Origin of the sequence: [Clostridium] aminophilum DSM 10710 (assembly GCF_000711825.1) — a bacterium.
Taxonomy (GTDB): domain Bacteria; phylum Bacillota; class Clostridia; order Lachnospirales; family Lachnospiraceae; genus Clostridium_R; species Clostridium_R aminophilum.
The window spans coordinates 131852-150296 of sequence record NZ_JONJ01000007.1 but is presented as its reverse complement, the minus strand read 5'-3'; the positions used below and the strand labels follow the sequence as shown (position 1 = coordinate 150296).

Sequence of the window (18445 nt, the reverse complement as noted above, 5' to 3'; positions counted from 1 at the left end):
AAATACGAACAGCGGAGCTTTATATTGATCTGCCCGGAAGCAGGCGCTAATTATTTGAGGTGTTCGATGAGATTGATCGTAAAACCGGAGGGAGAAATCAGAACCGCCGATTTGGATGTCCCGGTTGAGACGGTCTGTTCACCGTAGAAATTTTTAAAACCATGTTTGGTCAGAAGCTGATATGCTTCATCGAAATTGTCAACGTTCATGCGAATTGCAACCAGATCGTTCGGTAACTTCAGAGAGTCCGGCTGCGAAATGTCAAGATAAAAGCCGTTTTCGTCCTTCATCCGGATTCCGGTGACATCCAGATCACCGATTCCCTCCTGATTGTGCCGTTTCTGAAAACCGAGTTCTTCAAAGAGCTGAACAAGCGGTTCGGCATTGCCGGTTATGATCTGTGGGTTAAATGTTGTGATTTTCATGGATTACCTCCGTTTGCCAAAACAGTCGAAAACGTTTCGTGTGGTCATTTCGTTGGTCTGTAAATCAACATTTTTATTAATTATCTAACACCTTTTTGTTTAAAAAAACAAGATGCTTTTCCTGTTTTGCGATTTAAGGGATAAAAACGAGCCAACTCGCCGAACGAAAACGAGCCAACTCGCCGAACGAAAATGCGCCAACTCGCCGAATAAAAATGCGCCAACTCGCCGAACGAAAACGTGCCAACTCGCCGGACAAAAAGTTGCCAATTCGCCGAAAAAGTATTATTCTTTGAGGTAAGAGGTGAATCTATGAAAGAATACAAACCACGTATTGTAGATGATATATTAAAGGACAAACTGGAAGCGAAGGGAGCAGTCGTTATCGAAGGACCAAAATGGTGCGGAAAGACAACCACCGCCATGCAGGTTGCGAACAGCGTACTTCGAATGGATGAACCGTCCAAGCGGGATGCCAATATTCAGCTGTCGGAGATTGCGCCGGAACGACTTCTTCAGGGAGAGGTTCCGCGACTGATCGATGAATGGCAGATCGCGCCTAAACTTTGGGATGCGGCAAGATATGAGGTGGATACCAGAGGTGAGGAAGGCCAGTTCATTCTGACCGGATCGGCTGTGCCGGTGGAGTCAAGAGAGATCACACATTCGGGAACCGGTCGGTTTACATGGCTTACGATGCGCCCGATGTCTCTCTATGAATCCGGTGAATCTTCCGGCGAAGTCAGCCTGGAAGAATTATTCAAAACGCCGGAACAGATTGTGGGCACCAACTCGCTGGATATCGGCAAGCTGGCATTTCAAATCTGTCGGGGCGGCTGGCCGCATGCCGTCGGTATGAGGGAAAAGATCGCACTTACTCAGGCTGTAGACTACTATGATGCCGTGGTGAAATCGGACATCAACCGGGCAGACGGCGTGACGAAAAATCCGGAGCGCGTGAAGCGCCTGATGAGATCCTTTGCACGCAATCAGGGCGGACAGGTTGCGAATACCGTCCTCCGGGATGACATTCAGGCAAATGACACCGAGTCTCTAAGTGAGGACACGATTGCATCCTATATCAATGCGTTAAAAAAGATATTTGTCGTGGAAGACATGCCGGCGTGGAATCCGAATCTGCGTTCGAAGACATCGATCCGGACAACCGACACGAGATACTATGTCGACCCGTCGATTGCGACGGCAGCTCTTGGAGTAGGTCCGAATGATTTGATCAATGATCTGAATACTCTTGGGCTTCTGTTTGAAACAATGTGCGTCAGAGATCTCCGTGTTTATGCGGAATACCTTGGCGGTGATGTCCTGCATTACCGGGATAAAACCGGTTTGGAATGCGATACGGTGATTCATCTGCGGAATGGGAAATACGGACTGGCAGAGATCAAGCTCGGCGGACAGCGGTTGATCGAGGAAGGTGCCGCGAATCTTAAGACACTTGCAGCAAAGATCGACACAACGAAAATGCCCGCGCCATCCTTTATGATGATTGTGGTTGGCACCGGAGAGTACGCATATCGAAGAGAAGATGGAGTTTATATTGTTCCGATCGGGTGCTTGAAACCGTAATGATAAAAAAGACGGTATAGAATATTACAGATAGCAAAGGAGCTTAAGCTATGAATAAGCAGCAGCTTGCAACAAAGATTTGGGAGTCCGCAAATCAGATGCGGTCAAAGATTGAAGCGAATGAATATAAGGATTATATTCTTGGATTTATATTTTATAAATACCTTTCTGACAAGGAAGAACAGTGGCTTGTTTCCAGAGGATTTGATCACGAATCGATAAAGTCATATGTCAATGAAGAAGCTGATGATCGGTATTCGAGCAAATCAAGCGCGCAGCAGAATCTTGGATATTTCATCGCATATAAGGATCTGTTCTCAACATGGATTCATATGGGATCCGATTTTACCGTTGATAATGTCAGAACAGGATTATCGTCCTTTAATCGTTTGATTTCGTCGTCTCATAAAAAAGTATTCGAAGGCATCTTTAATACGCTGGAAACCGGTCTGTCCAAGCTGGGGGAGAATACCAAATCTCAGACGAAAGCAGTCAGTGACCTGATTCATCTGATTGATGAAATTCCAATGAATGGAAAGCAGGATTACGATGTACTGGGATTTATCTATGAATACCTTATCTCAAACTTTGCAGCGAATGCAGGTAAAAAGGCGGGAGAATTCTATACGCCGCACGAAGTTTCGCTTTTGATGTCCGAAATCATCGCTGATCATCTGAAAGGGCGTAATGAAATTAAAATCTATGATCCAACGTCCGGTTCAGGAAGCCTTTTAATCAATATCGGTAAGACGGCTGCAAAATATATGCAGGATGCAAACCGCATTCGGTATTATGCGCAGGAATTGAAGGTGAATACGTATAATTTGACTCGAATGAATCTCGTGATGCGCGGTATCCTGCCGGATAACATCGTGACAAGAAACGGCGATACCTTGGAAGAAGACTGGCCGTATTTTGATGAGAATGATCCGCAAGGGACGTATGATCCGTTATACGTCGATGCGGTTGTGTCTAATCCGCCGTACTCACAGAGATGGGATCCGGCAGGAAAGGAAAATGATGCAAGATATTCCAGATACGGGGTGGCGCCTAAATCCAAGGCGGATTATGCATTTCTTTTACATGATCTCTATCATCTTCAGCCGGATGGAATTATGACGATTGTTCTGCCACATGGTGTTTTGTTCCGCGGCGGAGAAGAAGGACAAATTCGGAAGAATCTGATCGAGCAGAATAATATTGATGCGATCATAGGTCTTCCGGCGAATATCTTCTTCGGTACTGGGATTCCGACCATTATTATGGTTCTTCGACAGAAGAGAGAAAACAGTGATGTACTGATCATTGATGCGTCGAAAGGGTTTGCTAAAGTTGGAAAGAATAATGCTCTTCGCGCCTCTGACATTAGAAAGATTGTTGATACAGTCCGGGAACGTAAGAATGTTGAGAAATACTCACGCGTTGTCAGTCTCGAGGAGATAAGAACAAATAATTACAACCTGAATATTCCACGTTATGTTGATTCGTCGGAAGAGATGGAAAGCTATGATATTTACGCATCGATGTTTGGAGGTGTTCCAGAGAACGAATTAAAACAGTTTGATAAGTTTTGGAAGGTTTTTCCATCTTTGAAAAACGAACTGTTTGATGGAAATGGATCATATAGTCAGCTGAGAACGAAGGATGTTGTTAAGACAATTCAGAACAACAAAGATGTGAATTCGTTCCGAAAAGCGTTTGAAGGTGTGTTCGCGGATTTTGAAGAATACATGGATCATACTCTGATTGACAGCGCGGAGACACTGGCGATACCAAAGACAGAGGAAGCGATTGCGGCGAATATTTTTGAACGCTTTTCAAGTATTTCCTTATTGGATCCATATGAGGCATATGAAATTTTTGCGACCCAGTTTTCCGACATTGCCGGAGATCTGGAGGTGATTCAGACAGAAGGCATGAAAGCGGTAAAACAGGTTGATCCGAACATGATCGTTAAAAAGAAAAATGGCGTAAATACGGAAGTGCAGGACGGATGGAAGGGACATGTTCTTCCGTTTGATTTGGTTCAAAGAACATACATGGCAGATCAACTGAATTCGATGAAGAAGAAGCAAGAACGGTTAGATGCAATTCCGTCATCGTATGAAGAGCTTCTTGAAACGCTGAGCGAAGAGGATAAGGAATATATCTCTGACGCATTGAATGATACGAATGACGCTTTTGTGTTTAAGAATATCAAAGCGGTGGTTAAGGTGCTGAAGGACGATGCCATATCGAATCGTAATTTGATTGAGTCTTTGAAAAAGGCAGAGCGATTAAATACAGAAGAAAAGCGTCTTAAAACAGAGGTAAAACAGGATGAAGACAGGTTGCATCTTGAAACGAAGGAACTGATGGAAAAACTCAGTGACGATCAGGTTCGTTACCTTCTTCATGAAAAATGGGTTAAGACGATAAAAGATGGAATCCTGAGCCTTGACAGCGAAATGCTGAACCAGTTTTCAAAGGCGATTGAAATACTCGGATCAAAATATGCAATTACAATGAATGATCTTGAGAAGGAGATCGCAGAAACAGAGAAGTCTCTTGCTGAAATGTTGGGGGATCTTACCGGATCGGAAACAGATATGGAAGGTATCCGGGAATTACAGCTTCTTTTGGGAGGTGCGTAAAATGGAAAATAAACGAGCACCAAGAGTGCGATTTAAAGGGTTTACGGAGGATTGGGAACAGCGTAAGTTAGGCGAAATATATGTAGAGAGAAATGAAAGAGGTGATGAAACTCTTGAAATTCTTTCTGTATCAATACATCATGGAGTTTCTAATAGTGAGTTAGATACAGAAACTTTAGGTAAAAGCATAAGACGTAGCGAAGACAAATCATTGTATAAGCATGTATATTATGGAGATCTTGTTTTTAATATGATGCGTGCTTGGCAAGGGGCTATAGGAGTAGTTAAAAGCGAAGGGATGGTAAGCCCTGCGTATGTTTCGGCCATTCCAGACGATCGTGTTTTCCCCGAATTCATGGATTATTGTTTGAGGAGAGAACGTGTGATTGGGCAAATAAATAATCTTTCATACGGGGTGACTGATTTTAGAAAAAGGTTGTATTGGGATTCATTCACGAGAGTTTGTATTACAATTCCATCAGTGGATGAACAACAGAAGATTACGTCTGTCTTGAGACAAGTTGACAACCTTATCACCCTTCATCAGAGAAAGCTGGTAAAACTGAATTCTGTGAAAAAATCAATGATGGAAAAAATGTTTCCGAAAAATGGGAAACGAGTTCCAGAAATTCGATTTGCAGGATTTACTGATGATTGGGAACAGCGTAAGTTGGGAGAAATTTCAGATAAGGTGACAAGGAAAAATCAAGATGTTGCAGTCGAGGAAGCCTTCACCAACTCGGCAGAATTTGGAATCATTTCGCAGAGAGATTTCTTTGATAAGGATATAGCCAACGCTGAAAACATAGATGGATACTATGTTGTAGAGCCTGACGATTTTGTATATAATCCTCGTATTTCTACAACAGCCCCGTTTGGTCCGATTAAAAGGAATAAGCTTGAAAGAACTGGAGCAATGTCACCTCTTTACTATGTTTTTAGACCACATGATATTGACTTGAGCTACTTAGAATGGTTCTTCCAGACAACATGCTGGCATGCTTTCATGAGATTTAACGGTAACTCAGGGGCACGTTCTGATAGATTTGCTATTACAGATAAAATATTTAATGAGATGCCGATTTCTATGCCACAAGATATTGAAGAGCAAAAGAAGATTGGTGCATTCTTGACAGAGCTTGAATCCCTTATCACTCTTCATCAGAGTAAGTTGATGAAACTGGTGAAAATAAAACAATCAATGCTGGAATCAATGTTTGTATGAGACAAGTTTGTTGGTGGATCGTGGTTAAAAGAATACCTGAACGAAAATACTATTTTTAAAACTGAGCGAAAGTCCCTGTGAAAGGGACTTTCGGTGATTATGAGAAAAATGATGAATAAAAGATAATTTATTTTTGGGAACAGCGTAAGTTGGGAGATGTTGTTTCATTAAGAGGGAGAATTGGCTTTAGAGGATATAAAGAAACTGATTTGGTACCTAAGGGGCAAGGTGCTATTACCTTTAGTCCTTCAGATATAGACGAAATGGGTAAAGTATCAAATGAGAACAATAAGTATTTATCATGGGAAAAGTATGACGAGTCTCCTGAAATACAAGTTCAGGTTGGTGACATTCTTTTTACAAAAACTGCATCTGTCGGAAAGGTAGGTTATGTGCGTGAATTAAAAGAAAAGGCAACTATCAATCCTCAGTTTGCATTGCTTACTCCAAATGAAACAACGAACGGCTATTTTACTTTTTTGTCAGTTAGAAATGACGATTTTATGAAGCAGGTTCGTGGAATAACAGGTGGAAGCAGCGTTCCTACAATGTCACAGGAAAAACTGAAAGAATTGGTATTCATGTCGCCAGACATAAAGGAACAGGAACAAATTGGTTCGTTTTTTGAAAGCATCGATAACCTTATCGCCCTTCATCAGTATGTGTCCTTTTTTTCTAATACAAAGGTTTGCTCATTTTTGGGAACAGCGTAAGTGTGGTGATGTGCTTTCAGAAAGCAGAGAACAAGGACACTCTGGAGATAGGGCAAGGAAACTCACTGTAAAATTATGGGGCAAAGGGGTTGTTCCAAAAGATGATGTAGGTAGTGCTTCGACTCAGTACTTTATTCGTCATGCAGGGCAATTCATATATAGTAAATTAGACTTTTTAAATTCAGCATTCGGGGTAATACCAGAAGAGCTTGAAGGCTATGAAACAACTGCTGATTTGCCAGCTTTTGAATGTCATGGAATAAATCCATATTTCATGTTTTACAGAGCAATTCAACAAGACTTTTATTATAAAAATGGAATTATAGCGGATGGAAGCAGAAAAGCGAAAAGAATACATGCTGACACTTTCCTGGAAATGCCAATACAGCTCCCAAGTATTGAAGAGCAGAATTTAATTGTTTCTTATTTACAAAAGCTCGATAACCTTATCACCCTTCATCAACGAGAGATAGAATACATACAAAAATGATAAAAACAGGAGCATGATTATGGATCATTACGAGAAAGAAGCTGATTTTGAAAAAGCGCTTATCGCTGCACTCCAGAGTTATGGATGGGAGAAAAAAGTAATTTACAATCCGACGGAGAAGGATCTGATTCAAAACTGGGCCAATATTCTCTTTGAAAATAACAGGGAGATTGATCGCTTGAACGGCTGTCCGTTGATCCCGGAAGAGATGGATGAACTTCTTGAACAGATTCAGGAGAAGCGCACTCCACTTGCATTAAATGGTTTTATCAATGGAAAAACGGTGGCAATTACCAGAAAAAATCCGGATGATAAGCTTCATTACGGTAAAGAGGTCAGTCTTAAAATATATGATCGCATGGAGATTGCAGCGGGGCAGAGCCGTTATCAGATTGTGGAGCAGCCGCTTTTCTCCAGACATGAGAAGGTGCTTCAGGATCGACGTGGAGATCTGATGCTTCTGATTAATGGTATGCCGGTATTTCACATCGAATTAAAACGATCCGGCGTGCCGGTACAGGAGGCTGTAAATCAGATCGAGAAGTATGCGCATGAGAATATCTTTACCGGTTTGTTTTCATTGGTACAGGTGTTTGTGGCGATGAATCCGGAAGAAACCCTGTATTTTTCTAATCCGGGGCCGGAAGGAAAATTCAATCCGGATTTCTATTTTCATTGGGCAGATCTGAACAATGATCCGATCAATAACTGGAAGCAGGTTGTGGAGCGCCTTTTATCGATTCCGATGGCACATCAGCTGATTGGGTTTTATACAGTGGCGGATGATGCGGACGGGATCCTTAAAGTAATGCGAAGCTATCAGTATTATGCGGCAAATAAGATTTCGGATCGTGTCGCGAAAAATGACTGGGATGCAGGAAGCCAATTGGGAGGATATGTCTGGCATACAACCGGATCCGGCAAGACGATGACATCGTTCAAATCTGCACAGTTGATTGCGAATTCGAAAGATGCAGATAAAGTCGTTTTCTTGATGGACCGCATCGAACTTGGAACACAGTCTTTGAAGGAATACCGTGCGTTTGCGGATAATGCGGACGACGTTCAGGAGACGGAAGATACGGTGACATTGATTTCCAAATTGAAGAGTACAGATCCCAAAAACACATTGATTGTTTCGTCCATTCAGAAGATGAGCAACATCAAGGAAGATGCAGAAGGAAAGATGCGAGCACGGGATCTGGAGATGATGAAAGAAAAACGCCTTGTGTTCATCATCGACGAATGTCATCGATCAACTTTTGGCGAGATGCTGTCGACAATCAAGGAAACATTTCCCAATGCGCTGTTTTTCGGATTTACCGGTACACCGGTCTTTTCAGAAAATGAACAGGCGATGAGCACAACGGCGGATATCTTTGGAGATGAATTACACCGATACAGTATTGCCGACGGAATCAGAGATAAAAACGTATTGGGCTTTGATCCGACCATGGTGTGTGTTTATCCGGATAAGAGTCTGCGCAAACAGGTGGCTCTTCAAAAGTCGGGTGCAGCTTCGGAAGAGGAGGCGATTGCAGATCCGGCGATGAGTAAAGAATACTACCATTATATGTCTTCTGTAGAAGTGCCAATGGCAGGAAAACTTCTTGAGGATGGAAAGTATCTGAAAGGAATTGAAGACTATATTGGCAAAGAAGCGTGGATGACCGATAAGTTCCAGGACGCCGTGGTTGATGATATTTTGGACAACTGGGTTATGCTGAGCAGAAATAGCAAGTTTCATGCGGTCTTTGCAACATCAAGTATTCCGGAAGCAATCCGGTATTATCGAAAATTCCGCGAGAAAAATCCAAAGCTGAAAGTGACCGGATTATTTGATCCGACAATTGATAATCAGGGTGGAAAGCGGTCTCTTGATAAGGAAGACGGGCTGAAAGAGATGCTGAACGATTATAATCAGATGTTCGGACAGAATTTCGACATTGGTGGATATGCCGGCTTCAAGACCGATGTTTCTTTTCGACTGGCACACAAGAAAATGTATTCCCGCGTAAAACCGGAGCAACAGCTGGATTTACTGATCGTTGTAAACCAGATGCTGACCGGATTTGATTCAAAGTGGGTTAACACACTGTATCTGGATAAAATTCTGGTGTACCAGAATCTGATTCAGGCATTTTCCAGAACCAACCGGTTGTTCAATATCAATGAGAAGCCGTTTGGCTCTATTCGGTATTATCGTATGCCTCACTCGATGAAGCGGAACATTGAGGATGCGGTTAAATTGTATTCCGGTGACCGCCCGCAGGGACTTTTTGCGGATCATCTTCCGACAAATGTGGAACATATGAATGTAACGTTTAAAGATATGGAGGATCTCTTCAAAAATGCGGGAATCTCGGATATGGATAGGCTTCCGACTGATGTTCCGTCGAAAGCAAAATTTGCAAAACTGTTTCGCGAGTTTTCAACATATCTTCAGGCAGCGAGAATTCAGGGATTTAGTTGGAAACAGACTGAGTATGAGCTAAGGGTTGATGCAGAAGATGAGAGAGAGGATGTGATCAAGTTGATCCCTCAGGAGGAGCAATATGAGATTCTTCTGCAGCGATACAAGGAACTTCGTACAGGTGGAACCGATGGCGGCAATGGTGATGATGAAATCACGTTTCCGATCGATCCTTATCTGACGGAACAGAACACCGGCGTCATTGACAATGATTACATGAATTCCCGGTTTGAAAAGTGGAAAAAGCAACTCAACGATCCGAATGTTGATCCGAAAGAGGTGGAAAATACACTGGAGGAACTTCATAAATCGTTTGCTTTTTTATCACAGAAAGAGCAGAAATATGCGAATCTGTTCCTTCACGATATTCAGTCCGGAGATGTGAAGTTTGTTACGGGAATGGTTTTCCGGGATTATATCGTGATGTATGAGAAAAATGAGAAAACGATGCAGATTAATCGCTTGATTCATTATCTCGGATTATCTGAAAAACAGCTTCGGGATATCATGGATGCGCATGTATCAAAAGATAATTTGAACGAGTATGGGAGATTTAATGCGCTGACTGCAACGGTAGTACGCGAACAGGCACGGGATTATTTTACCAAAGTGGACGGTGAACCGATTCCGCCATTTCTTGTCTGCAATCGGGTAGATGATCTTCTGACAAAGTTCATTCTGGAAGGGGGATTTGATATTCCGGATCCGGATAACTGGAATTCTGCGGAATAAACAAAAGGAGTTCGGTCCTTCATCGGCGTAGGAAGGAGAGACTTATGCCTGTTGAATTTCAAACGACCGATCAACTGAAGGATTACTATCGAAATTGGATTTCTGTGTACAAAGAAGGTGCAATACGGGATGTTACATTGGCCAAGTATTGGATGAGCCTTTCGTGGATTGAAAAATTAGCGCCTGATCTGGAATTGTGCGATGTGACTCGTGTGGTATACCAGCAGATCATCAATGAATACGCCAAAGAGCACGAACGTCAGACGACGATGGATTTTCATCATCAGCTAAAAGGAGCAATTCTGGATGCGGTGGATGAAGGGCTTATTCCGGTGGATCCCACTCGGAAAGTGATTATTAAAGGGAAAGCGCCATCTGGAAAGAAGACGAAGTATTTGAATCAGTTTGAATTGCATACGCTGTTAAAGAACCTGAAGCTGGGAGAAAAAGTGAACTGGGATTGGTTTATACTTCTGGTTGCAAAGACCGGTATGCGTTTTTCGGAGGCATTGGCCATCACTCCGGGTGATTTTGATTTTGCGCATCAGACTTTGTCGGTCAGTAAAACCTGGAATTATAAGGATGGAGGCGGTTTTGCTCCAACGAAGAATAAGTCGTCAGTCCGGAAGATTCAAATCGATTGGCAGCTGGTGATGCAGTTTGCAATGCTTGTGAAGAATTATCCCGTGGATACACCAATCTTTGTAACAAAGGAGAGAGTCTACAATTCTACAGTAAACGACATATTAGAACGTTATTGTCGAAAACTGGAGATTCCCGTGATTTCTGTCCATGGGCTTCGGCACACTCATGCGTCAATTCTTTTGTATGCAGGAGTGTCGATCGCGAGTGTAGCAAGACGGCTTGGACATGCAAGTATGACGACAACTCAGAAGACATATCTTCACGTAATTCAGGAGTTGGAAAATCAGGATGTGGATCTTGTCATGAGATCTCTGGCGAACTTAACATAATTACAAATTGAGTTATTGCGCCGATGAAGGATTAGGAGATAATTCATTTTAATTTCGATTGGAATGAATCATGATAGAGTCGATGATTGTTGAAGAGCAGGGGAAGTTACGATTATGTATGGGAAAACGATAGAACTATTTCTTGTAAACGGGACAGCAGACAGTCTTATTACAGCTGAGTTATCAAACTGGAATGGAAAGGCCATCAAAATTCCACGCACAGAAGTGCAGAACTGCGAAAGAGATGATATAAGGGGAGCAGGTGTTTATTTTCTGTTCTGTAAAAAAGAAGATGGGGATGACGCCGTATACATTGGAGAAGCCGAGAGCGTTTTGGATCGATTAAAGCAGCACCTTAGAGATTATCAGACAGACAAGGAAGAGTACTATTGGAATACGGCGGTTGTTTTTGTCGGGAGAGACTTAAACAAAGCACTTATACGTTATCTGGAAGACCGTCTGGTAAAGATGGCTCGTGAATGTGATCGATATAAAGTTCTTACAAAAAACACGTATAGTAAAACGGTTATGAAAGAATCACAGATCGCCACAATGGAAGAATTTATCGAGAATATCCGGATTCTGATTGCGACACTTGGATATAATGTTCTTACTGCGATTCCAAAGGCAGCGGATGATACAAAGTATTTGTATTGCAAAGGATCCGGTGCACACGCAACGGGATTCATCAGTGTGAATGGAATTACAGTGCTGAAAGGTTCTCTCATTTCGGAAAGTACAACCCCGTCGTTTGAAACCAGGGGAAAATCCTACTTCAAGCTAAGGAAAAAACTGGAGAAGGATGGAACGATCCAGAACCGAGTATTCCAAAAGGATTATGAATTCAATGCTCCTTCTGCGGCGTCTGCAGTCGTAATGGGACGTACGTCCAATGGGAATGTTGATTGGAAAGATGAGAATGGGGTTCGATTAAAAGAACTGTAACAGGTCTTTTGACGAAGATGAGGCAGAAGTGCGCCGAACACCCCTCGCTATTTGAATCTGACATAACGCTTATCTGTATTACACATTACCGCATTTTTTTGGTTCATGATAAGATTTTTCGTGCAAAGTGCATATCATTTTATCAAGATGAATGGGGGATTAGTGTGTATGATTATGCAAATTCTTGATGCTGTGGATAGTTTTCTGTACTATCCCGTACTGGTGATCGTGATGGCTGCGGCAGGTCTGTATTTCAGCATCCGCATGGGATTCGTACAGATCCGGATGCTCGGAGAAGGAATTCACATTCTGAAGACAACGCCGGCAGATGAAAATGGTGCTTCACCGTTTCAGGCACTGATGATCTCGACGGCTTCCTGTGTCGGAACCGGAAACATCATCGGCGTTTCCACCGCGATCTGTCTCGGCGGTCCGGGCGCGGCGTTCTGGATGACAGTGCTCGCGCTGCTTGGCTGTGCATCATCGTTCACCGAGTGTACACTGGCTCAGGTGTATAAGCGCAGAAAACCGGACGGATCCTTTTACGGCGGTCCGGCCTACTATATCGAGGGCGCGCTTCACAACAAAGGGCTGGCGATGACATTTGCCGTGTTCCTTCTGCTGACGTATTCGTTTGGATTCAATCTTCTGTGCTCCTATAATGTGCAGTCGACATTCTCCACATACAGCTTCTATCAGGAAGGCGTTACGCCGGCAGTTATCGGTGTGATCATGGCGGCACTGGTTGCTGTCTGCATCATGGGCGGCGGAAAGCGGATCGAGAAGACCGCCGGCATTCTGGTTCCGGTGATGGGCGTTGCATACGTTGTAGTTTCGCTGATTGTTCTTCTGATGAATGTCACCGAGCTTCCGCACGTTTTTGGTGTGATCTTTGAGGATGCATTCAATTTCAAGGCAATCCTCAGCGGATTTGCCGGTTCCTGCCTGATGTACGGTGTGAAGAGAGGCCTCTATTCCAATGAGGCCGGCGTCGGCGCAGCCCCGAACGCGGCTGCGGCTGCAACGGTATCGCACCCGGCAAAGCAGGGTCTGGTACAGATGCTGTCCATCTATATTGATACCATCATTCTCTGCAATGCGACGGTTCTGATGTGCCTCGCCTCCGGTGTGGCACCGACTCCGGAGCTGGCTGGTGCTGAGTGGGTTCAGGCGTCCATCGCATCCGCACTGGGTGCGTTCGGTCCGATCTTTATCACCGTAGCGATGATTCTGTTCTCGTTTACCACACTGATCGGAAATATTTATTACTGTGAGAACGGCCTTGCATATCTGAACAATAAGAAGCTTCCGTCGAAGAAATTTATGAATCTGTTCCGTGCATTTGCGGTTCTCGTAATCTTTGTGGGCGCGATCATTCCGATGGCAGCAGCTTGGGATGTGGCAGATATCACCATGGGCGGCATGTGTCTGATCAATCTTGTAGCATGCACGATGCTGAGTGATGTTGCGGTAAAAACCTATCGCGATTATGTCCGTCAGAAGAAGGCGGGACTGGATCCGAAGTTTGTCGCAGCAGAAGTCGGACTTCGGAACGACGAGGTGGAATGCTGGAAGTGAACCATGCCGAAAAGAAACATAGGATTTGAGAAATGAAAAACCAATAATTTTTCGGGAAAATAAGATGTAGAAACGCCCGGTTTCGGTATCGTTGTGAACGGTATCGAAGCCGGGCCTCATATTTCCTCGGGAAATGTGTCAATTTATGTTTATGTACGAGACCTCGACGGAGACCGTGAATGTTCGGAAATCGCGCAATTATCGCGTAAATGTGGTTCGCCCCTCTGCAGGATATGAACCGGACCTGACAAGTCAGCCGGTTGCATTTCCATGCAAATTGCGGATATACTGAATGGGAGGAAGACGTATCATGCGATATGCGGTTGGGATAGAGAAGGCATAGTTTGTTGGGAAGGAGATCTGACGATGCTGACAATTCGGGATGCGTTTCAGAGGAACGGAAAGCAGATTGAAAAATACTCCAATAAGATCAGCGGGATCCGGAAAATGCAGAAGGAGCTGGAAGCGAAGATTGAAGAAGATCCGGAGAATGCGGAGGCTTATCAGGGGGAATACGATAAACTGGAGCTGTCTTATCAGGCGCTTTTGGAGAAACGGGACGAATACATGGACTATGGCGGGAAACTCATGGAACAGTCTATGCTCATCCATAATGCAAAAGTGGCGGAGCAGCAGGCGGAAGCAATGAACAAGGCGGCAGACGACATGGCGAAGTGTATGGAAGTCGCCTCCCGTTACGGCCGCGGTGAGAGGGTCTCTGCCAAGGATCTGCAGAAACTGATGCAGATGTTTCCGGACCTTTATAAGATGGCGGTCGCGCAGCGGATGATGGAAGAACACCGGGATAACAGGAAACAAAAGGATGTCTTTGACGACGAGGACGATACGCCGAAGGACCTCTCTGTGACAGAAGAAGTCGCAAACACGGAAGCGTCGATTGCACCTCCGGAGATGGCTGAACCGGAGACTGTGATCGCTGAATCGAATTCGGCGGCAGAAATGTAATAATTTTGACCGGCAGATGGAGACATCTGTCGGTCATTCTTTTTTTCGGGTTTGCCGTAAGTAAATGTTTGTCCGACATCAGGGATGAGAAAAAAACGGATCAGAAAAGATTTTTCTATGCGGTCAGTGCATCATTCTTCCGCACGAGGATGGTTACGCCGGTGCTTTGGAATAATCCACCGCAGTCGGCAGGATCCGGCAATAGCTTTCGTAGAATTCCGCCGGTCGCACACGGCGGAACCAATCCTCATTCGGATAGAGGTACTGAGCATCGGCGATGGCACCGGAATGGCATTCGGATGTTCCTTCGATGCAGGAGATCAGATCCCCGTTTGAGACAAAGAAATTGCAGAAAGACGGGGAAAGGAGACGGAACAGGATGGTTCGGGCGGCCTCTTCATTAATGCTGTTCCGCACTGCGGCAAAAGACGGGAGAACAATGCATCCGTCGGACAGGGGATAGGCAAACTCATGGATCATATCGGCGCGGAGCGCGTAGATGGATGGAACGAGGGACGCTTCTGCTGAACCGGTTTTCACCGCATGCATTCCCTGAATCGGCATGTCATAGAGATCGCACCGCTCCAGAAAATCGGATGCTGTTTTCTTTCCGAACTGCGCCCACAGATATTTGAAAATGCATTTTGCCGCAGAGTTGTTGATGCCGCCGAAGGCAATTCGGGAGTTTACAAGATCCTCCAGAGAGGTATCATGCCAGGAAGAATCCCTGGAGTAGAGCATCATCGGGATGGCGATAAAGGGAAGAAGGTGCGGATCTCCGTAGAGAGAGCGGTAGTTCTCCTTCTTTTTTGTCGGAAACCATGTACCGATCTCATAGAGATCCCGGGAATAGGATTCATAGAGCTCCCTGTTTTCAAAGACCTCCAGATCGGTGGAAATGATGATGTCCGGAAGAGGTTTTGCCGGGTCCAGCATGGCCTCACTCATACGCGTCGGATAACCGAGACCGAAGTATTCGGTCTGAAGATCGATCCCAAGAGACAGAAGTTCCTGACGGATGGTTTCGATGTGGTCTCGCTCAAATTTGTGAAGGACGCAGATATTGCTCCAGTACATGACGACTTTCTTCATAACAGTGATCTCCCTTCCCGCATGGCATTCTGCAGTTTTCTTCTTTTCTGATAAGATTTTTCCAGTTCGTGATAAAGAGCCTCTTCATCCGGCGTTCGGATGGCAATCGCCTTGACTCCGCCATTTTCCATAATGATTCGTTTCTGCGACATCAGCGCGGTGTGAAGATCATGGGTGACGATAAGGACAAGCTTTTGACGGTTCAGTAAAAGCTGCAGTGCTTTTGTCTTATCGATTCCGGCGTTTTCGATCTCATCGATGAGGACGACCGGGCTGTCGCAGATACAGGAGATATCCGCGATCATCAGCGCCCGGCTCTGACCGCCGCTGAGCGTGTTCAGATTCATGGTTCGGGTGACCGGTTCCGGTGTGATCCCGTTGGCAACCTCGAGGATGCCGTCGATGTCCGGATTCGGGATATCCCGGCACTCGGCGTGCAGTTTCAGGAATTCCTCCACTGTTTTGTCGAGAACAAACCGCATGTTCTGACCGAGATGGGCGATGAGATTCCGGCTGATGGTCAGCCTCTCTTCCGGAGACGGAAGCCGGCCGTCCAGAAGAATCGTCCGCTGCGAAACGGAGTCCTGTTGGACAAACTGTTCCAGATCCTTGATCAATCGGCTTTTTCCGGAACCGGTATTGCCGACAATAGTGTAAAGCTCGTCCGATTTCAGATCGATTTCGGAATAGTTTTCCGGTTTTCCGTTTTTGTCTGCGCCCGGAAGTATACGAATCTGATGAATCATGATGACACCCCGCTTTCAAAATGTATCTTGCCGACCACGCCCTGCTGAAATGCGCTTCCGACCCGTTTTTCGCCGATGCAGTAGGAGCAGACACCGCTGGGCATGGTGTGGCGGAGCATGTCGCCGTCATAGACGTCCACCGGCGGCGCGGAAAGGATCGCATGTCCCAACGATTCCACCCCGTAGCCGACGAGGCCGTCGACGGGGAAGATTTTTGCGCCCGGATTGAGCTGAGAAAGGGAATGGATGAGAATCTCCCGTTCCGCCTGTGAGACCATATCGATTTTGGTCAGGACAATGAAGTCGGACAGCGTGACCATCGGACCGAGTTTTTTTGCGGAATGGGTGCTGGCGGTCGCATCCAGAACGCAGACACTCAGAGTGTGCTCGGTTGCGGGACAACACCGGCTGCAGAGTCCGGCCGTTTCGATGATCAGGCTGTCACATTGCTGTTTCTCTTTCCAGTCCCATAATTCGCAGAGATTGGAGACCAGAAAATGATCCGGGCAGATATCGCCGCTCAGTCCTACCACATAGGGGACATTCAGATTCCGATACGTTTCGGAGTCGTTGGTGTACAGACAGTCGATCTTGCAAAGGCATGGTTTGATCCGGTTCTCTTTCAGATACGGGACCAGCCACCGGATCACGGAGGTCTTTCCCACCGAAGCTGCACCTAAAATCATGATCATTCGGTTCATTTATCCTATCCTTCTTTCTGCAAATGATATGAGGTATTCATTAAAACGTTGAGCACCGTTCGCTCTTCGTTCAGCCTGTGAGTGAAAGAGCCTGTGAGTGAAAGAGCCTGTGAGCGAAAAGGCCAGTGAGTGAAAGCCGGTGCGGTTTGGTTGTTTTTTAGGGGAGAACGGAACCAGTTATAATACGGATTAGCTGAATAAAACTGTCCAACATGAGACATTCTGCAAAAAAGATAAGACTAACTAAATAATATCGAGCTAAAGATCAAGGTTTTTCAATAAATATCGGGAAGGGAGAATGAAACAAGAAGATAAAAGTTAGTCTTATATCTCTGAAATTAGATAAGACTATCATTAGCACGGGAATATGTGGTAAACTAAAACAAACATTGATTAGATTGAAATAACTGTCTTTTTGAGAGGAGTTGTTTTGAGCGTTTGCCATGACGAAAACTGAAATAAAAAAACAAATGGCCGCAGTGCCGTTGTTCCGCGGCATTTCGATCGAAGACCTGCACTTCGTTTACCGCCGGATCCGAAAAAAACTGATTGCGAATGAGGTGGATTCAGGGAGGGAGCATGTCGGCATTATTTTATCCGGATCAATGGACGTGTACTCGGTTCTTCCGGATGACACGGAGGTGCGGCTGTCAAAGCTGCAGGCCGGCGATCTGTTCGGAATCTGCAATCTGTTCTCCTCCTATGACCGGGAAACGATACTGAAATGCCGGAGCGACTGTGATGTGGTGTTTGTGCCGAAGGAAGAGTTCCGGCACCTTATGATGAGTAACGGGGAGCTGATGACCCGGTATCTGCGTCTGTGCAACGATAAGATTGCATTTCTCCTTCGGAGGACGGAGAATCTGGCAATGCAGTCCTGCCGGGGGAAGGTGATCCGGTATCTACTGCTCAACGCGTCCGGCAGCGGCGGTGAGACAGTTGTGCTGAAGGACTCGAAGGAAATCTGGGCCAAGAGTCTCGGCATCAGCCGGGCGGCGCTGTACCGGGAATTGGCAGATTTGAGGGAGAAGGGGATAATCCGGATCAAAGGGCGGCAGATTACGCTGCTGAAACGGGAGATACTGGAGAACACCGGCGGCGGAACAAATACCCCTCTGTCTGCGGACTCTGTTAGTGGACAAGGCTGATATAACGGATAGAAAAA

15 protein-coding genes are annotated in these 18445 nt (G+C 45.2%); 11 read left to right on the top strand and 4 right to left on the bottom strand.

The annotated features are described in order from the left end of the window. Nucleotides 1-50: 50 nt before the first annotated feature. On the bottom strand, nucleotides 51-425 hold the full coding sequence (locus tag BR86_RS0106490; RefSeq protein WP_031472303.1) for a VOC family protein: 375 nt from the start codon (nucleotides 423-425) through the stop codon (nucleotides 51-53). A 312-nt stretch (nucleotides 426-737) separates the two neighbouring features. Between BR86_RS0106490 and BR86_RS0106485 the strand changes: the two genes are divergently transcribed. The 10 genes from BR86_RS0106485 (at nucleotide 738) to BR86_RS0106440 (ending at nucleotide 14741) form a co-directional block, all read left to right on the top strand. Further along, the gene (locus BR86_RS0106485) at nucleotides 738-2012 is read left to right on the top strand and encodes an ATP-binding protein (protein ID WP_031472301.1); all 1275 of its coding nucleotides are present in this window, start codon (nucleotides 738-740) and stop codon (nucleotides 2010-2012) included. A 50-nt stretch (nucleotides 2013-2062) separates the two neighbouring features. Next, the gene (locus tag BR86_RS0106480) at nucleotides 2063-4645 is read left to right on the top strand and encodes a type I restriction-modification system subunit M (RefSeq protein WP_031472299.1); all 2583 of its coding nucleotides are present in this window, start codon (nucleotides 2063-2065) and stop codon (nucleotides 4643-4645) included. A 1-nt stretch (nucleotide 4646) separates the two neighbouring features. Then, nucleotides 4647-5870 (top strand): restriction endonuclease subunit S, encoded by a 1224-nt coding sequence (locus BR86_RS15620; protein WP_031472297.1) that lies wholly within the window; start codon nucleotides 4647-4649, stop codon nucleotides 5868-5870. Nucleotides 5871-5992: 122 nt separating this feature from the next. Beyond that, nucleotides 5993-6583, top strand: a complete 591-nt coding sequence (locus BR86_RS15165; RefSeq protein ID WP_081844162.1) for a restriction endonuclease subunit S — start codon at nucleotides 5993-5995, stop codon at nucleotides 6581-6583. 10 nt (nucleotides 6584-6593) lie between these two features. Further along, nucleotides 6594-7073 (top strand): restriction endonuclease subunit S, encoded by a 480-nt coding sequence (locus tag BR86_RS15160; RefSeq protein WP_051684636.1) that lies wholly within the window; start codon nucleotides 6594-6596, stop codon nucleotides 7071-7073. A 19-nt stretch (nucleotides 7074-7092) separates the two neighbouring features. Next, nucleotides 7093-10278 (top strand): type I restriction endonuclease subunit R, EcoR124 family, encoded by a 3186-nt coding sequence (locus tag BR86_RS0106460; protein ID WP_031472291.1) that lies wholly within the window; start codon nucleotides 7093-7095, stop codon nucleotides 10276-10278. A gap of 44 nt (nucleotides 10279-10322) precedes the next feature. Then, nucleotides 10323-11252 (top strand): site-specific integrase, encoded by a 930-nt coding sequence (locus tag BR86_RS0106455; protein WP_031472289.1) that lies wholly within the window; start codon nucleotides 10323-10325, stop codon nucleotides 11250-11252. Nucleotides 11253-11366: 114 nt separating this feature from the next. Beyond that, nucleotides 11367-12197, top strand: coding sequence for a GIY-YIG nuclease family protein (locus BR86_RS0106450; protein ID WP_207641164.1), 831 nt, complete (start codon nucleotides 11367-11369; stop codon nucleotides 12195-12197). Between the two features lie 168 nt (nucleotides 12198-12365). Further along, complete coding sequence (locus BR86_RS0106445; RefSeq protein ID WP_031472285.1) at nucleotides 12366-13775, top strand: alanine/glycine:cation symporter family protein; 1410 nt, start codon at nucleotides 12366-12368, stop codon at nucleotides 13773-13775. A 366-nt stretch (nucleotides 13776-14141) separates the two neighbouring features. Beyond that, nucleotides 14142-14741, top strand: coding sequence for a hypothetical protein (locus BR86_RS0106440; RefSeq protein ID WP_031472283.1), 600 nt, complete (start codon nucleotides 14142-14144; stop codon nucleotides 14739-14741). 153 nt (nucleotides 14742-14894) lie between these two features. Here the strand turns inward: BR86_RS0106440 and BR86_RS0106435 are convergent, their stop codons facing one another. Genes BR86_RS0106435 through BR86_RS0106425 form a run of 3 tightly spaced genes read right to left on the bottom strand, consistent with a single transcriptional unit; the run spans nucleotide 14895 to nucleotide 17280 of the window. Next, complete coding sequence (locus tag BR86_RS0106435) at nucleotides 14895-15833, bottom strand: hypothetical protein (RefSeq protein WP_031472281.1); 939 nt, start codon at nucleotides 15831-15833, stop codon at nucleotides 14895-14897. Next, nucleotides 15830-16579: an ATP-binding cassette domain-containing protein gene (locus BR86_RS0106430; RefSeq protein ID WP_242841577.1), complete on the bottom strand. Its 750-nt coding sequence runs from the start codon at nucleotides 16577-16579 to the stop codon at nucleotides 15830-15832. The genes BR86_RS0106435 and BR86_RS0106430 overlap by 4 nt, the downstream gene beginning before the upstream one ends. Further along, nucleotides 16576-17280 (bottom strand): GTP-binding protein, encoded by a 705-nt coding sequence (locus tag BR86_RS0106425; RefSeq protein ID WP_031472277.1) that lies wholly within the window; start codon nucleotides 17278-17280, stop codon nucleotides 16576-16578. Before BR86_RS0106425 ends, BR86_RS0106430 begins: the two co-directional genes overlap by 4 nt. 443 nt (nucleotides 17281-17723) lie before the next feature. On the opposite strand from BR86_RS0106425, the gene BR86_RS0106420 reads away from it, so the two are divergent. Further along, nucleotides 17724-18428, top strand: a complete 705-nt coding sequence (locus tag BR86_RS0106420) for a Crp/Fnr family transcriptional regulator (RefSeq protein ID WP_051684635.1) — start codon at nucleotides 17724-17726, stop codon at nucleotides 18426-18428. The last annotated feature ends 17 nt before the right edge of the window (nucleotides 18429-18445 follow it).

Bases quoted from the DNA above. Each gene is read 5' to 3' on its own strand.
- BR86_RS15620 (WP_031472297.1), top strand. From the start codon at position 4,647: ATGGAAAATAAACGAGCACCAAGAGTGCGATTTAAAGGGTTTACGGAG.
- BR86_RS0106460 (WP_031472291.1), top strand. From the start codon at position 7,093: ATGGATCATTACGAGAAAGAAGCTGATTTTGAAAAAGCGCTTATCGCT.
- BR86_RS0106455 (WP_031472289.1), top strand. From the start codon at position 10,323: ATGCCTGTTGAATTTCAAACGACCGATCAACTGAAGGATTACTATCGA.
- BR86_RS0106420 (WP_051684635.1), top strand. From the start codon at position 17,724: ATGACGAAAACTGAAATAAAAAAACAAATGGCCGCAGTGCCGTTGTTC.
- BR86_RS0106435 (WP_031472281.1), bottom strand. From the start codon at position 15,833: ATGAAGAAAGTCGTCATGTACTGGAGCAATATCTGCGTCCTTCACAAA.
- BR86_RS0106445 (WP_031472285.1), top strand. From the start codon at position 12,366: ATGATTATGCAAATTCTTGATGCTGTGGATAGTTTTCTGTACTATCCC.
- BR86_RS0106490 (WP_031472303.1), bottom strand. From the start codon at position 425: ATGAAAATCACAACATTTAACCCACAGATCATAACCGGCAATGCCGAA.
- BR86_RS0106425 (WP_031472277.1), bottom strand. From the start codon at position 17,280: ATGAACCGAATGATCATGATTTTAGGTGCAGCTTCGGTGGGAAAGACC.
- BR86_RS0106480 (WP_031472299.1), top strand. From the start codon at position 2,063: ATGAATAAGCAGCAGCTTGCAACAAAGATTTGGGAGTCCGCAAATCAG.
- BR86_RS0106450 (WP_207641164.1), top strand. From the start codon at position 11,367: ATGTATGGGAAAACGATAGAACTATTTCTTGTAAACGGGACAGCAGAC.
- BR86_RS0106430 (WP_242841577.1), bottom strand. From the start codon at position 16,579: ATGATTCATCAGATTCGTATACTTCCGGGCGCAGACAAAAACGGAAAA.
- BR86_RS0106440 (WP_031472283.1), top strand. From the start codon at position 14,142: ATGCTGACAATTCGGGATGCGTTTCAGAGGAACGGAAAGCAGATTGAA.
- BR86_RS0106485 (WP_031472301.1), top strand. From the start codon at position 738: ATGAAAGAATACAAACCACGTATTGTAGATGATATATTAAAGGACAAA.